We start from the raw sequence: 15,342 nt of genomic DNA, 5'->3' as shown, positions 1-15,342 counted from the left end.
AAATCCAGTTTATTCACAATTCTTTTGCAATATTTTATAAGCTTACCTAACACAACTCTTAAAAATTCATTAAATTGGCCCAAAAATTCAGTATGACTATGAGCGCGAAAAGTATCGATAAGGATTTAATACAAACTACGGAGCAATCTGCCATGAATGCGATTACTATTGACTGTGTTATATTTGGTTTTGATAATGGAATATTAGAAGTGCTGCTGGTAGAACATGCCGAAGGGATCAGTAAAGGAAAATGGGGACTGCCAGGAGGCTGGATAAAAAAGAAAGAGAGTACTGATGATGCCGCTCACCGATTATTGGCTGAACTCACTGGTATGGATAATATATACCTTGAGCAGCTGAAAGCGTTTGGAGAACCTGACCGCTTTCCTTTACGAAGAGTCATCACAATTGGGTATTATGCTTTGGTAAAAAGAGAAGATTATGATATCAAAGCAGGTTTTACAGCTTCGGATGCCAAATGGTACAAAATTAACGAGATTCCCGATTTAATTTATGACCATAATGAAATACTGGATTACAGCTTAAAAAATCTTCGCAACAGGGTTCGTCAAGCTCCAATAGGCTTCAACCTCTTGCCAGAAAAATTTACTTTATTACAGCTCATGCATCTTTATGAAGAAATTTTAGGAATAGAAATGGACAAATCCAATTTTCGCAGAAAAATTCTTCACATGAAACTGCTGGTTGCCCTAGATGAAAAACAACAGGACGTTTCCCATAGAGCTGCAAAACTCTATAAGTTTGACTCCGAAATCTACGAGAAGCTTACTCAAAAAGGCTTCAACTTTGAGTTCTGATCTAGAAAATAAAACTTTGTTTCTTACCTATAGTAATACAATCACTAGTATATAAAAAGACCCGATAGTTAATCACGCTATCGGGTCAGAGTTTTCAATAACTAACCAAAACTCTCTTTTTATTTTACATTCCAAATAAACATTAGAAATTATTCTTTTAACAGCTTTGAAGAAAACACTCCTTGGCTAGTCTTTACTTTTACAATACAAACTCCTGCTGCAATATTCGAAGTTTCATTCAGCATAACATTTACTGAATTATTTTGAACATCATAAGTATTTTGAAGCATCAGCCTCCCTAAAACATCATATACAGTTACATATACCTCATTATCTGAAGTGTTATCGGGCAATTTTATCTGCAGATAATCGTTAGCAGGGTTCGGTTTAATACTGATTCCTAATTCATTATTAATTTGATTATTTCCATTATCTTCAATGCCTAAAGTTGGATCGCTATCACCATAAACAATCCCCCTGCCTACGGTACTCATATACACGCGCCCATAGACATTCATATCACCCACTATGAAATTTCCGTTGCCAGTACCGCCATATTGATGCAGATCATCATTGACCCTTTCCCAAGTCATACCTTGATCAATCGAACGGAAAACCCCAGTCACTCCGCTTACAGTTCCCCAAATATAAATTGCTGGATAATTTGCATTTGGAGCAGCTTTTCCAATTCCAACCGCTGATGCAGCAGTTACTGCAGCTGATGGTGTAGTATAAGTTACTCCGCCATCGATAGTACGGATCAGTCCTCCATTATTTTTTGCAATCCAGAGATGGCCAGCCTTTCCTGGTACCGAACGTATTATTTTTGACCCTCCTGAACCGGCACTGCCCGCTTTAGTAAAACTGGAACCACCATTGGTACTTACCATCAAATCCCCGTTACCTGAATTATAAACATAAAACTTATTATTAGTGACTGGATCCGAGACTGGAACAGTATTAAAGCTTACACCCGTAGAAGCTGTCCAAGTTGCCCCATTATCGGCAGTACGGTATAATGCGTTGGCATTTTCAGGACAATGCAGAATTTTTGTACCGTCATAAGATAATGCAACACTGCCTTTACTGCCTTGAAGCGTAGCTGCAGTCATGGTCCAGGTTGTTCCCTGATCTGAAGAATAATACATTTTATCTCCCAGCCTGACTAATTTGTTTGTATTGCCTGCTGCATAAGCAATTCCTGTGGACGATCCCATAGTGGGAACATACTGCGATGCATAAACCGAAACATCGGTGTGCTTGAATCCATCATAGTCGGCAATAACGCTCAAAGCAGGACCCGACGGTATACTTATTAAATCATAAGGCACACTTTCCTCTTGGCCTTTTGCATCAAATTTCCAAGTTGTCTGTACAGCATTTACATCATCACAAGTAAAAATACCATTACCAGAAACAACACTGGCCTGTGCAGTATTGAATGGATTAAATTTAATATCTCCTGCCCAATGAATCGAGGCCGACGATCCAGAAATCCAAGTACAGCCATTGTCCATCATTTTAATTCCTGATGTCCCAACCAGATCTTTCCAAGTCGCCCCTCCATCGGTACTTAAAAAAAAGCGGTCACCATAAACTCCGGAACCACCAGATGGTGTGTATTGCAGCAAATAAGTATTCATAGTTGAAGCTACAATTCTCAAAGGATTTGCAGGATCAACATCAATACCTCCAAAAGGCTTAGCAATACCTGCAGGCGTTATGTTAGTTAATGTACCTGTCGAATTTAATTTCCAAATTTGTCCACTGCCTGGATTCCAAGGTCCTTCTTTATCTGCATAAGTAATTAACAATGTTCCATTGGAATCAAGTACCGCGCGCTGTGGCATATAAGCAGTTGTACTATTGGTAACCGCTGTCCATGAAGCACCTCCATCGATACTTTTATACAGATTTGAAGCTCCTGTTCTGGAAACTCCCGCATAAATTGTCTGTGTAGTGCCGCCCGAAGCGGTATTTGGATCAAAAATTACAAAACAGATCCCATTATCATTAGCAGTAGCAGTCACTGGAAACGCGCTGTTTTTTGTCCAAGTTGAACCACCATCAGTACTTTTAAACAATCCGTTACGTCTTGTTCCGCAAAAGAGTACGTTCGAATTATTAGGATCTACGGCCAAACGTTCTCCATTAGAACGCCCCATTCCGTTGCCATGTGCTTTAAATTGTGAGGTAACAATAGTTTCGGTAAAAGTATTTCCTCTATCAGTTGATTTTAAAACAGCTGTTCTGCCATTGTTAAAATAATCAGTACCTGCTAATATATACACAACATCATTATTTTGCGGGTCTATTGCTAAAGATTCTACGCCTTGATAACCTGTCTGATTAACGCTTGTCCAGTCCAGTAAAGGAATCCACGTTCCACTTATTTTATTCCATCTATAGGCTCCGCCAACATCTGTTCGGGCATATTTTAAATCTGCTTCTGTCTTACTGGCAACAATACCTGTTACAAAACCCGTTCCTCCAATCTGCACGTTCTTCCACACTGCCTGTGCCTGAATTCCTAAAACTGCAGAAAAAAGCATCAATACTAAAAAGTAGTTTTTCTTCATTTTAATTAATTAAAAAATTAAATTTTTTACAAAATTTCATCTTGGTATCCGCTCAAAAAACAATTTTAAAGAGAAATTATTTTTCTTATGGTTAAACTGACTACAAGTATACATACATTTTTTTATATTCACAAAAAAAGGATTGTTAATTTTAAAACAACTTGTTAATTTTTGATAATATCCTATTGAATTATCAAAATTAATAGACTTTAAACAAATGTGAATATGGTGCATAAAAGTTATAGATTATAGAAAAGTGCAGCATTTTCGCCCCAAAAAGCCTGCTGTTGTATTAATGGAAAACGGCTGTAATAATCTCTAAGAATTGAGGCAGATTGATTATAAGAAGCAGCCAATAAACTTACTGGCCAATCACTGCCAAAGAACAGGCGCTCCATTCCAAAGGCAGCAGTTACAGCATTCAAACAAAAGGTGAAATCTTCTTTTTTCCAATGATTCCAATCGGCTTGGGTAACCAGTCCTGAGACTTTGCAATGCACATTGGGCAGCAATGCAATCTCTTTTATATGCTTTTCCCAAACCAGAAAATCAGCTTGTTTAATATTTGGCTTTGCCAAATGATCAATAACAAATGCCTGTTCTGGAAATTTTTCTGCAAATACTGCAGCTGTCTGCAGCTGGGAAGCAGCAACAAGAATATCATACGTAAAATTATATTGAGCCAGCTTACTTATGCCGTTACAAAAATCTATATTCAATAAAAAATCAGCATCTGATTCTGCTTCGACTATATGCCTGAAACCTTTCAATTTTTTAAACTGGGAAAAATATTGCAGCCGTTCTTCGAGATTTAGCGCTTTCAAATCAACCCAGCCTACTACACCTTTTATAAAATCATTTTCATCAGCCAGCTGCAGTAAAAAATGAGTTTCATCTTCGCTTTGATCAGCCTGCACAGCAATACAGCCATCGATAGCATTAGCCTTAAAAACTGAAACAATATCTTGAGGCAGGAAATCACGCTGAATCACTTTCATTTCATCAGTAATCCACGCTTCTTTCAGGGGATGGTATTTCCAAAAATGAATATGACTGTCGATTTTCACTGGTTCAGTTTTTTAAATTGGGCTATTTCTGTGTGAAATTAGACCTGACAGATTTAAAAACCTGCCAGGTCTGTGCAGATAACAAGCTGATTTACGTTCTTATCTTTTAAGAATAAGCAACAGCTAACTGTTTACTAGTGCCTAATCCTTCAATTCCTAATTCAATTACATCACCAGCTTTTACATATACCGGTTCTGGCTTTATCCCCAAACCAACTCCTGGAGGGGTTCCTGTACTAATAACATCGCCTGGCAGCAGCGTCATGAACTGACTTAAGTAATGCACTAAAAATGGAATCTTAAAAATCAGGTTCGAAGTATTGCTGTTTTGATATTTTTTGCCGTTTACTGTTAGCCACATAGATAAATTATTCACATCTCCAACCTCGTCTGGTGTAGCCAAAACAGGTCCAAGAGGAGCGAAAGTATCACTTCCTTTTCCTTTTGCCCATTGTCCGCCACGCTCCAGCTGATAGGCTCTTTCGCTATAATCATTAAGCAGGCAATACCCAGCCACATAATCCAAAGCATCAGCTTCCGGTACATAACTTGCTTTTTTGCCCACTACAAAAGCCAGCTCCACTTCCCAATCTGTTTTTTTGCTGTCTTTTGGGATTACCAGATTATCATCAGGACCACATAAGGAAGTAGTCGATTTAAAAAAGATAATAGGCTCGTCTGGAATAGCAGCTCCAGTTTCTTCACAATGATCTACATAATTAAGTCCAATACAGATGATTTTTGATGGTCTCGCAACTGGAGAACCCAATCGAACTGCATCACTAACTTCTGGAAAAGAAGTGTTATTTTTTAAAGCTTCTTGCAATTTCTTAATTCCGTTATTTTCAAAAAAAGCTTCATTATAATCGTCAACTATAGACGAAACATCTATTCGCTTATCATTAATCAAAAGACCTGGTTTTTCTTTTCCAGCTTCTCCAAATCGTATTAGTTTCATTTTTTATTTTTTAAATTACTGTTTATTAAGTTATTGTGTTTTTAAACCAAAAATCCAAGCTGCTTAGAACTTAGACTCTTAGCGTCTATATTTAATTATTCAATTTAATAAAACCACCGTCAATAGGATAATCCGACCCTGTGATAAAAGAAGACTCGTCACTGCACAGAAACAATGCCAATATTGCAATCTCTTCAGGTTTTCCCATACGCCCAATAGGCTGTGATTTAGATAATTTTTCGAAAATTTCAGCTTCATTACCCGGATAATTTTTATTGATAAACCCATCTACAAAAGGCGTATGAACCCTTGCCGGAGAAATCGAATTACAGCGGATATTTTCATTAATATAATCCTTGGCTACTGATAAAGTCATTGCCATTACAGCGCCTTTGGCAGTAGAGTATGCAAATCTGTCCGGGATTCCGACCCAGCACGCAATAGAGGCCAAATTAAGAATAACTCCGCCACCTGATTTTCTAAACTGTGGAATTGAAGCATACAGACAATTGTATACACCTTTCACATTAACATTCATCACACGGTCAAAATCGGCTTCGGGAGTAGTATCTACTCTGCCTACATGGGCAATCCCTGCATTATTTACAAGAATATCAATATTCCCGATTTTTTCAAATGCTGTGATTACTTCCTGCTGATTAGCCACATTACAGGCATGAACAAACACCTTATCTCCATTTGAAGTTATTTCGCCTGCAGTAGACTGGGCACTTTCCAGCGAAAGTTCTAAAATATGCACTTCGGCACCATGTTTTGCGAACAATATTGAGATGGCCTTACCTATACCGCTTCCTCCGCCTGTTATAATTGCTTTTTTATTTTTTAAAGAAAACATATAAATAAATTTTTGATTTCAGATTAATGATTTTTGATTTTTGATTTTCTCATTAGAGAACCTAAAGATCATTAATTTCACGAAGTTTAATCCTTCTGAAATCTTAAATCGTTATTCAAAAATCTTAAATCAGCTTTATTACAGCGACACTCCCCTTTTCCAAGGAATAAAATCATCCTGATTTAACTGCACAGCTTTAGGAATAATTTCCCCACTGGCCGCTTTTATGCAGTAATCCAGAATTTCTTCTCCCATTTCTTCAATAGTTTTTTCACCGCTAATGATTGAACCGCAGTCAATATCGATAATATCACTCATTTTTGAAGCCAAAGCCGAGTTGGTGGCCACTTTTATAACCGGACAGACAGGATTTCCCGTAGGTGTTCCCAAACCGGTAGTAAATAGAATCAATGTTGCTCCAGAAGCCGCTTTTCCAGTAGTTGCCTCAACATCATTTCCTGGCGTGCATACAAGACTCAATCCAGGTTTAGTAACCAATTCGGTATAATCGAGTACATCTTCAACTGGCGAGGTGCCTCCTTTTTTGGCAGCGCCCGCACTCTTGATAGCATCTGTAATCAAGCCGTCTTTTATATTTCCGGGTGAAGGATTCATGTGAAAACCAGAACCCACTTTATGTGCCAAAGCATCATAAGATTCCATCAGATTTATAAATTTGCGAGCTGTCTCTTCTGAAACACAGCGGTCAATCAAGTCCTGTTCGGCACCACACAATTCAGGAAATTCTGCCAATAAAATTTTTCCGCCCAAGCCTACTACCAGATCCGAAGTATACCCAACGGCTGGATTTGCAGAAACACCGCTAAAGCCGTCACTTCCCCCACATTTTACACCAATGCAGAGTTCGCTCAAAGGAGCTTCCTCTCTTTCATATTGATTGATTTCTATGAGTCCCTGAAATGTTTTTTTGATAGCATTTGCTATCAATACTTCTTCACTTTCGGTCTGCTGCTGTTCAAAAACGAACAACGGCTTATCAAAAGACGGATTCTGTTTTTTGACATCGTTTAAAAAATCCTGCACCTGCAGATGCTGACAGCCTAAACTCAATACCGTAATCCCGCCCACATTAGGATGATTTGCATACGAAGCCAATAAGGCACTCAGCGTTGCAGCATCCTGGCGTGTACCGCCACAGCCTCCCTGATGATTCAGGAATTTTATTCCATCAACATTTTTAAAAACACGATTTGCAGTATTGGCTGGTATCAGCTGCAAATCCACGGCATTTATATCCTCTCCGCTTTGATAGCTTTTCAATAACTGATGCGTGAACTGCGTATATTTATCACTCACAGAATAACCCAGTTCGTTATGCAATGCTTCTCGGATGACATCTAAATTTCGATTTTCACAAAAAACAGTCGGTACAAACAGCCAGTAATTTGCTGTTCCCACTCGGCCATCTTTCCTTTTATATCCTTTGAATGTCTTGTCTCTATATTTAGAAACATCTGGAGCCTGCCATGAAAAACTGCTTTCTTTATATCGATACGGTTCTGCTGCGTGCTTAAGATTTTCAGTAGTCATCAAACTTCCTCTGTTTACATCACATTGTACTTTTCCAACCAAAACTCCATACATAATCACTTGGACACCAACAGGCAGATCAGTTGTATAAAACTTATGCTTCGCCTTAATTATTTCTGTCAAAATATATGTTTCAGATTCGAAAACAACTGTTTCACCTTTTTGCAAATCTGTTAATGCCACCAGAACGTTATCCTTTGGATGCATTTTTACAACTGATCTTTTCATTTTATTCTCCAGCATTATTATTAATTCTATTCTTTCTTCTTGCGAAAGCAAAAAACACTATTACCACAAAACACATTAACGGCACAATATATCCGTTTTGGATACTGCCAGTTTTATCCGAAATCATTCCTAAAACCGGAGGCAGCAGTGCTCCGCCTACAATAGACATTACAATCAGTGATGAACCAATTTTTGTATTATGCCCTAAATCCTCGATACCCATAGAAAAAATAGTTGGAAACATGATACTCATAAAAAAAGCAATCGCTATAAGTCCATACACTACTATCATTCCTGTTCCGTTTATTACCAAAACACATAACAGGATATTAATTAAAGCATATATCAGCAGCAGTTTCTGCGCATCTATATATTTCATAATAAAAGTTCCCGCAAAACGCCCCAGCATAAATGCTAATCCAAAAAAACCTAAATATTTTGCCGCCGAATCTTCGCCCATTCCTGCAGCAGTTGTCGCCATTTTGATAAAAAAACTACCCACACAAACCTGTGCGCCCACATAAAAAAACTGAGCAATAATTCCCCCTCTTAGTTTTCCTGACTTTAAAGCTCCTGTAAAACTAGCACCGTCAGCTCCTTCTTTGTCTTCGTCTTTAATGTCGGGCATAGCCGTAAAATAAATGATAACCGCTACTGCCAAAATGATTAAACCCAAAACGAGATAAGGCATTTTTACGCTTGCAGCCTCTTCCAAAAGATAATTATGCAATTCTGGAGCATTCATCCCATCCATCTCTGCTTGCGTCAAATTTTTTCCTGACAAAATCATGGGGCCTATATAAGCTGGAGCGATATAAGCCGCCAGCCCATTAAACGATTGTGAAAAATTCAATCTACGGGTCGCTGTCGAAGCCGGACCCAAAATAGTGACATACGGATTCGCAGCTGTTTCCAGAAAGGTAAGACCGCAGGCAATTATGAATAAAGCTCCCAGGAAATACATGTACTGAAGCGAATTGGCCGCGGGTACAAACAAAATAGAACCCAATCCGAATAAAACCAGCCCGATAAGAATACCTGACTTATAACCATACTTCCTCATTACATAGCCTGCCGGCAAAGCCATCGCAAAATAAGCAATGAATACAGAGGAATCTATCAGCGAAGATTCTAGATCCGAAAGATTGAAAGCCTTTCGCAGATGCGGAATAAGTATAGGATCCAGGTTATGCACAAATCCCCAGAAAAAGAATAAACTTGTTACTAAAATCAAGGGGAAAAACATTTTCCTGCTTCCATTAGAAACCGCTTCATTCACTGCATCTTGATGTGGGGTTTTGGTCATATTTGTGATTTGTTAAATTATAAATATATTTATTCTGAAATTGCTCTATCTAAATGGGTATAGCCTCCATCAACATATATTATCTGGCCTGTCGTATGGCTCGATTTTTCGGATAAAAGAAAAGCAGTCATATTAGCGATTTCTTCTGCTGTTGTCATGCGTTTTCCTAAAGGAATTTTACTGGTTATTGAGGCCAGCTTTTCTTCCTTATTTTCAAATGTGTTAATCCAGTTCTCGTACAGCGGAGTAAAACATTCTGCCACCACAACCGCATTTACGCGGATATTGTACTTCAATAATTCAACAGCCCATTCTCTGGTTAGAGCGTTGCGTCCTCCATTTGCGGCAGCATAAGCCGAAGTTCCTCCTTGACCAGTATCGGCAGTTTTGGAACCTATGTTTACAATACTCCCTTTGGATTTGATAAGATGTGGCAAAGCGTGCTGTGCCATCAGATAATAATGCACCAGATTTTTATGCAGCGAAGCCATGAAAGAGTCATAATTGCCGTTCTCCAAGCCCACGCCGTCATTGACTCCTGCATTATTGACCAAGCCATCTATGCTGCCACATTGCTTAATAATAGTTTCAATAGCGTATTGACTGTCGGCAGGCCTTGTCAAATCGGCAACGACTTGCAATACTTTTCCGCCCGAAGCCTCTATGTCTGTTATCACAGCTTTATTATCAGCTTCATTTCGGCCTACAATAACGGGAATGGCACCTTCAGAAGCCAATACTTTGCATATTCCCAAACCAATGCCCTTTGCTCCTCCAGTTACCACAATAATTTTATCATTCAGTGATAGTTGCATCTGCTGTATTTTTGATTAGTTATTTTCGATTTCAAATGAAACATTTCTTTCAATTATTCAGACTGTAAAACTCTCATCAGAATCTGAGATTTCATCAATTAAAAACAATCTTATGGTTAATTTGACTACAAGTATAGCCAATATTTTTAAATCAGCAATAATTAATATGATAAATTTAATAATTACTAATCATTTAAGATATAATTTTCAAATATTTACAATCATTTCTTAATTATACAAAATCTGTCCTGCAAAATGCAGACTCTCCCAAATTATCCAGATTATTAATAGTCCTAAAAAAATTAACTTTTAATACCTAAAAGCGCATGACAGTATTCAGTAATTTTGCAATATGTATGCATTAGTCGACTGCAATAATTTCTATGCTTCCTGCGAACGTGTTTTTCAGCCGAAATTCAACGGAAAACCTGTTGCTGTATTATCTAACAATGACGGCTGCGTGATTTCGAGAAGCAATGAAGCCAAAGAAGCAGGAGTACCAATGGGGGCACCAGCATTTAAAATTAAAGAGCTAGTTAAAGAGAAAAATGTTCAGCTTTTTTCTTCTAATTATGCTCTGTATGGTGATTTGAGCAGCCGGGTAATGTCTATTTTAGGACAGTTTACTCCAAATGTCGAAATCTATAGTATTGACGAAGCATTTCTTAATTTTGATGGCTTAGAAATTCCCAGCTTTCATGATTATGGCCTTCAAATGAAAAACCGCATTCGAAAATGGGTTGGTATTCCAGTGTGCATTGGCTTTGCCGAAACCAAAGCTTTATCTAAAATTGCCAATAAGATAGCAAAAGAATTCCAAGGCAAAACCCAGGGCGTATATGTAATTGACAGCGAAGAAAAACGCATCAAAGCCTTAAAATGGACCAAAATTGAAGATGTTTGGGGTATTGGCTACCGCACTGTCAAAAAAGTAAAACTCCGTAAAATAAATACTGCCCTCGACTTTATCCAGCCACAGCACGAAGCCTGGATCAAAAAAGAAATGGGGGTTATAGGCCTTCGCCTAAAATATGAGCTGGAAGGAAAATCAGTTTTAGACTTAGAGCCAATTGCAGAACAAAAGAAAAGCATTGCCACCACAAGAAGTTTTCCAAAACAGATAGCCGATTTTGATTTGCTTCGAGAACGAGTAACCACTTTTGCGGCGGTTTGTGCCGAAAAACTGCGCAGACAGCATTCCTGCTGCCACACTATTATTGTGATGCTGGTAATAGATAAACATACCATTCAGGCGTCCAAATATTATTTTAATATGGCAGTAACGCTCCCGTATGCAACTCATTCGACTCTAACTATCACAAATGCAGCTGTAGCTATACTAAAAAAATTACATCAGGGCAATGAAGGCATTAAGTTCAAAAAAGCTGGCGTTATTGTTACCGAACTGATAGACGAAAACAAAAAACAATTGCAATTATTTGAGGAAGAAAATCCAAAACATCTGGCCTTAATGAAAGCCATGGACACACTGAATCATAAAATTGGGGATACCAAAGTAAAATTGGCAAGTCAAAACTTAAACCTTACCTGGAATATGAATCAGAAGCATCTTTCTCCAAAATACACTACCAGGTTTAAAGAAATACTGGAAATACAATGTCTATGAAAAAGGAATCAAAGCTAACTTTCTTTCGTCCAGATTTGGAAAGCGAGATACAGATACCATATATCAATGAAGGTGTTTCGGCGGGTTTTCCTTCACCTGCTGCCGATTTTATGGAAACCAATATCGACTTGAATAAAGAACTGAGCGAAAATCCTCTGGCTACTTTCTACATCAAAGTCAAAGGAAACTCAATGATTGATGCTGGCATTAATGACAAAGATGTTCTAGTTGTTGACAGAAGCCTGGAACCCCGAAATAATAAAATTGCCATTTGCTGTATTGATGGAGAATTTACCGTAAAACGCATTCGGGTCGAGAAAGACTGTTTATACCTGATGCCCGAAAACTCCAGTTATGAACCTATAAAAGTAACCGAAGAAAATCAGCTTATCATTTGGGGAATGGTAACTTATGTCATAAAAAAAGTGTGAAACTAAACGAATTCAGCTCCACACTTTTATAACTAACTTATTTTTTTTACCAGAACTTAACGTACAAGGCTGCAATAACCAGCAAAGTGATTATAATCATTACGGTAGTCTGTGGCTTCAATTTGAACATTTCAGTATCCAATTCGAATGCTTTTGGATTCACTTTTGGTCCAGTCATACTGATAGCAATCATCAAAATCATTGTAAACAAGAATGATAATCCCATACAAATATGGAAAGGAATTTCGTAAGTTCCTTTAGCAGTCTGATAAGCAGTGTATAATAATGTTTCATTTCCGAATAATGCAGGAGCAAATTCATTGAATAAAACAGATAATAAGAAACCTGAAATTACACCAACAATAGCTGCAGTACCAGTTGTTCTTTTCCAGAACATACCAAGGAAGAACATAGCGAATACCCCTGGACTAATAAACCCGGTATATTTCTGGATATAAGTAAAACCACCTACACCGCCAATTCCTAACAAGTCATCCCAAGTAAATAACACCGCTAAAAGCATCGCTGCAAAAACAGTATATCTTCCGATATTTACCTGTGCATTATCCGAAGCATTTTTCTGAATGTATTTTTTGTGAACATCCAAAGTATAAATAGTAGAAATACTGTTTACTTTTCCAGCCAATGAAGCAACAATTGCTGCAGTCAAAGCCGCCACTGATAATCCTTTAATTCCTGTAGGAAGGAAAGTTAACATTGCAGAATAAGCACCATCTTTTCCTCCAACTAATTGTGGCAAGTGTCCGTTTTGGTATAATACATAAGCAGCAATACCAGGCAGCATTACGATAAGCGGCATTAATAATTTTAAGAAACCAGCAAATAAAATACCTGTACGTGCAGTTTGCAGATCAGCTCCCAAAGCTCTTTGAGTGATGTACTGGTTACATCCCCAATAGTTCAGGTTAATAATCCAGATACCTGCAGCATAAGACATTAAACCAGGGAAAGTAAGGTATTTATCAATCTCTAATTGAGTAGAATTCGCCGTTGGCTCAGGGATAATCATTTTAAAATGCTCAGGAGCTTTTTCCATTAATACCTGAAAACCAGCAATTGCATCGTGACCCATACCAAAATAGTCTCCAACTGTTGCCAAAGCAATGTAAGAAGTTACCAAACCTCCAATAATTAAAACTGCCACCTGAATTACATCGGTATAAGCAACAACTTTCATACCTCCCAAAGAAATAATTAAGGCAAAAACAGCCAATCCAATCATAATAGCATGAAGGTATTCTCCTCCTGCCAATCCGTTAATTGCAACCGCTCCTAAATACAAGATAGAAGTCAAGTTTACAAAAACATATAAAAACAGCCAAAAAACAGCCATAATCAAAGCTGTTGATTCGTTATACCTTTGTTTCAAAAACTGAGGCATGGTATAAATCTTGTTTTTTAAATAAACAGGAATAAACCAGACAGCCACAATAATCAGGGCAATAGCGGCAAGCCACTCATAAGCGGCAACAGCGATCCCTAAAAAGAATCCCTCACCACTCATTCCGATAAATTGTTCTGCTGAAATGTTTGACGCGATCAATGATGCTCCAATAGCCCACCACGTTAAAGTTCCTTCGGCAAGGAAATAAGCTTTGGCATCGTGTTCATTTCTTTCGCGCTTGCGATAAATGATATACCCGTAAACGGATACCACTATAAAATAGATGATAAATACTGCGTAATCTGCAAAAGCTAAGTTATTGCTCATTAGTAAATAATTTTTTAAAAGTTAATATAAGGGTTATTTGTTTGCTCTTTTTATTATTGCAATCTAATTTGATTTTGGGATGCCAATATAATACATCTTTTCAACAAAAAGAGGCAATTTCTCACTCAAATCAAACATAAAATAAAAAATATGTTTTAATTCTATTGTTTTATTATGAATTATTAAGCCAAATGTAAAATAAAAAAATTTATTAGCAATGCTTATAAATGTATTTTTTACATTTATTTTGTTTTTTTAACAATAGCCATTATCAAATCGGCTATTTGACTACAGCTTTTTAAGACTTAAATTCAGGGTTTTTTCTAATTTTCTGTTCCCATTTCCAAGCACTCGCCATGGCTTCTTCCAATGTCGAAACGGTTTTCCATCCCAAAACATTATTTGCTTTATCGGTATTGGCATAAGCAGAGGTTACATCCCCTTCTCGACGCTCAACAATCTTATAAGGCAATTTTGTTCCGCTCACCTTCTCAAAAGCAGCAATTACTTCCAGCACTGAGCTTCCTGTCCCTGTCCCTAAATTAAAAATCTCTAATGGCTCGGTATTTTTTTTGCTTAATAATCTTTGCAATGCGATTACGTGTGCTTTTGCCAGATCGACTACATGAATATAATCGCGCACGCAGGTTCCATCAACAGTTGGATAATCATTACCATAAACAGATAATTCGTCACGAAGTCCCATTCCTGCTTGAGTAATAAAAGGAACTAAATTCTGCGGTACGCCAATTGGCAATTCTCCAATTTCTGCAGAAGGATGTGCCCCGATAGGATTGAAATAACGAAGCAGAATAGCATTGATCCCGCTTACTTTCACCACATCTTCTATAATCTCTTCGCCAATCTGTTTAGTATTTCCATAAGGAGACAATGCAGGCTGAATTGGAGTACTTTCTGCAATTGGCATTACTTCGGCCTGGCCGTAAACTGTACAAGACGAGCTGAAGATAAAATGAGCGGCTGCCTTTTTCTCTAATTCCTGCAGAATATAAACCAATGCACCTAAATTATTTTCATAATACAGCAAAGGATTTTTTACACTTTCGCCAACTGCTTTCGAAGCTGCAAAATGTATTACACCAGCAACATCGGCATGCGCAGCAAAGAAAGCTTGAACATCTTTCTTCTCTCTTAAATCAATTCCAGAAAAAATTGGTTTTTTTCCAGTAATACGTTCGATACCATCCAATACTTCGATAGAAGAATTGGAAAGATTATCGATTACTACCACTTCAAAACCCTGATTCTGCAATTCGACAACGGTGTGGGATCCTATAAAACCCAAACCGCCTGTAACGACTATCTTACTCATTTTTATTTGTTTTATTTCTTTAATTTTTTTTTCAAATCTGA

The 15,342-nt window shown here is 37.7% G+C and carries 12 protein-coding genes; 3 read left to right on the top strand and 9 right to left on the bottom strand.

The genetic code is table 11. The annotated features are described in order from the left end of the window. Window positions 1-98: 98 nt before the first annotated feature. Entirely contained in the window at window positions 99-818 is a 720-nt protein-coding gene (locus ABEG11_RS08395) for an NUDIX hydrolase (protein WP_348823722.1), read from the top strand. A 149-nt stretch (window positions 819-967) separates the two neighbouring features. Here the strand turns inward: ABEG11_RS08395 and ABEG11_RS08390 are convergent, their stop codons facing one another. The 7 genes from ABEG11_RS08390 to ABEG11_RS08360 form a co-directional block, all read right to left on the bottom strand. After that, on the bottom strand, window positions 968-3,397 hold the full coding sequence (locus ABEG11_RS08390) for a T9SS type A sorting domain-containing protein (protein WP_348823721.1): 2,430 nt from the start codon (window positions 3,395-3,397) through the stop codon (window positions 968-970). Between the two features lie 239 nt (window positions 3,398-3,636). Beyond that, window positions 3,637-4,464 (bottom strand): amidohydrolase family protein, encoded by an 828-nt coding sequence (locus ABEG11_RS08385; protein ID WP_348823720.1) that lies wholly within the window; start codon window positions 4,462-4,464, stop codon window positions 3,637-3,639. Window positions 4,465-4,570: 106 nt separating this feature from the next. Next, window positions 4,571-5,422, bottom strand: a complete 852-nt coding sequence (locus ABEG11_RS08380) for a fumarylacetoacetate hydrolase family protein (RefSeq protein ID WP_348823719.1) — start codon at window positions 5,420-5,422, stop codon at window positions 4,571-4,573. A 91-nt stretch (window positions 5,423-5,513) separates the two neighbouring features. Beyond that, entirely contained in the window at window positions 5,514-6,278 is a 765-nt protein-coding gene (locus ABEG11_RS08375; protein WP_348823718.1) for an SDR family NAD(P)-dependent oxidoreductase, read from the bottom strand. Between the two features lie 138 nt (window positions 6,279-6,416). Next, complete coding sequence (locus ABEG11_RS08370; protein ID WP_348823717.1) at window positions 6,417-8,057, bottom strand: UxaA family hydrolase; 1,641 nt, start codon at window positions 8,055-8,057, stop codon at window positions 6,417-6,419. A 1-nt stretch (window position 8,058) separates the two neighbouring features. Continuing rightward, the gene (fucP, locus tag ABEG11_RS08365; RefSeq protein ID WP_348823716.1) at window positions 8,059-9,363 is read right to left on the bottom strand and encodes an L-fucose:H+ symporter permease; all 1,305 of its coding nucleotides are present in this window, start codon (window positions 9,361-9,363) and stop codon (window positions 8,059-8,061) included. 29 nt (window positions 9,364-9,392) lie between these two features. Further along, window positions 9,393-10,178, bottom strand: a complete 786-nt coding sequence (locus tag ABEG11_RS08360) for an L-fucose dehydrogenase (RefSeq protein ID WP_348823715.1) — start codon at window positions 10,176-10,178, stop codon at window positions 9,393-9,395. A gap of 352 nt (window positions 10,179-10,530) precedes the next feature. Here ABEG11_RS08360 and ABEG11_RS08355 point away from each other — a divergent pair, with 352 nt between their 5' ends. Beyond that, window positions 10,531-11,805: a Y-family DNA polymerase gene (locus tag ABEG11_RS08355; RefSeq protein WP_348823714.1), complete on the top strand. Its 1,275-nt coding sequence runs from the start codon at window positions 10,531-10,533 to the stop codon at window positions 11,803-11,805. Next, a complete protein-coding gene (locus tag ABEG11_RS08350) occupies window positions 11,796-12,236 on the top strand; it encodes a LexA family protein (RefSeq protein ID WP_348823713.1) in 441 nt (146 codons plus the stop codon). The genes ABEG11_RS08355 and ABEG11_RS08350 overlap by 10 nt, the downstream gene beginning before the upstream one ends. Before the next feature lie 46 nt (window positions 12,237-12,282). Here the strand turns inward: ABEG11_RS08350 and ABEG11_RS08345 are convergent, their stop codons facing one another. Both ABEG11_RS08345 and galE read right to left on the bottom strand, forming a co-directional pair. Then, complete coding sequence (locus ABEG11_RS08345; RefSeq protein WP_348823712.1) at window positions 12,283-13,968, bottom strand: sodium/sugar symporter; 1,686 nt, start codon at window positions 13,966-13,968, stop codon at window positions 12,283-12,285. 298 nt (window positions 13,969-14,266) lie between these two features. Then, window positions 14,267-15,301 (bottom strand): UDP-glucose 4-epimerase GalE, encoded by a 1,035-nt coding sequence (galE, locus tag ABEG11_RS08340; RefSeq protein ID WP_348823711.1) that lies wholly within the window; start codon window positions 15,299-15,301, stop codon window positions 14,267-14,269. Window positions 15,302-15,342 lie beyond the last annotated feature (41 nt).

Origin of the sequence: Flavobacterium aestuarii, from assembly GCF_040049115.1 — a bacterium.
Classification (GTDB): domain Bacteria; phylum Bacteroidota; class Bacteroidia; order Flavobacteriales; family Flavobacteriaceae; genus Flavobacterium; species Flavobacterium aestuarii.
The sequence above is the reverse complement of the archived record's forward strand: the minus strand, read 5'-3'. Positions and strand labels throughout refer to the sequence as shown.

Coding starts and splice junctions, on each gene's coding strand:
- ABEG11_RS08350 (WP_348823713.1), top strand. CDS start 11,796: ATGTCTATGAAAAAGGAATCAAAGCTAACTTTCTTTCGTCCAGATTTG.
- ABEG11_RS08360 (WP_348823715.1), bottom strand. CDS start 10,178: ATGCAACTATCACTGAATGATAAAATTATTGTGGTAACTGGAGGAGCA.
- ABEG11_RS08395 (WP_348823722.1), top strand. CDS start 99: ATGAGCGCGAAAAGTATCGATAAGGATTTAATACAAACTACGGAGCAA.
- ABEG11_RS08380 (WP_348823719.1), bottom strand. CDS start 5,422: ATGAAACTAATACGATTTGGAGAAGCTGGAAAAGAAAAACCAGGTCTT.
- ABEG11_RS08390 (WP_348823721.1), bottom strand. CDS start 3,397: ATGAAGAAAAACTACTTTTTAGTATTGATGCTTTTTTCTGCAGTTTTA.
- fucP (WP_348823716.1), bottom strand. CDS start 9,363: ATGACCAAAACCCCACATCAAGATGCAGTGAATGAAGCGGTTTCTAAT.
- galE (WP_348823711.1), bottom strand. CDS start 15,301: ATGAGTAAGATAGTCGTTACAGGCGGTTTGGGTTTTATAGGATCCCAC.
- ABEG11_RS08370 (WP_348823717.1), bottom strand. CDS start 8,057: ATGAAAAGATCAGTTGTAAAAATGCATCCAAAGGATAACGTTCTGGTG.
- ABEG11_RS08375 (WP_348823718.1), bottom strand. CDS start 6,278: ATGTTTTCTTTAAAAAATAAAAAAGCAATTATAACAGGCGGAGGAAGC.
- ABEG11_RS08355 (WP_348823714.1), top strand. CDS start 10,531: ATGTATGCATTAGTCGACTGCAATAATTTCTATGCTTCCTGCGAACGT.
- ABEG11_RS08345 (WP_348823712.1), bottom strand. CDS start 13,968: ATGAGCAATAACTTAGCTTTTGCAGATTACGCAGTATTTATCATCTAT.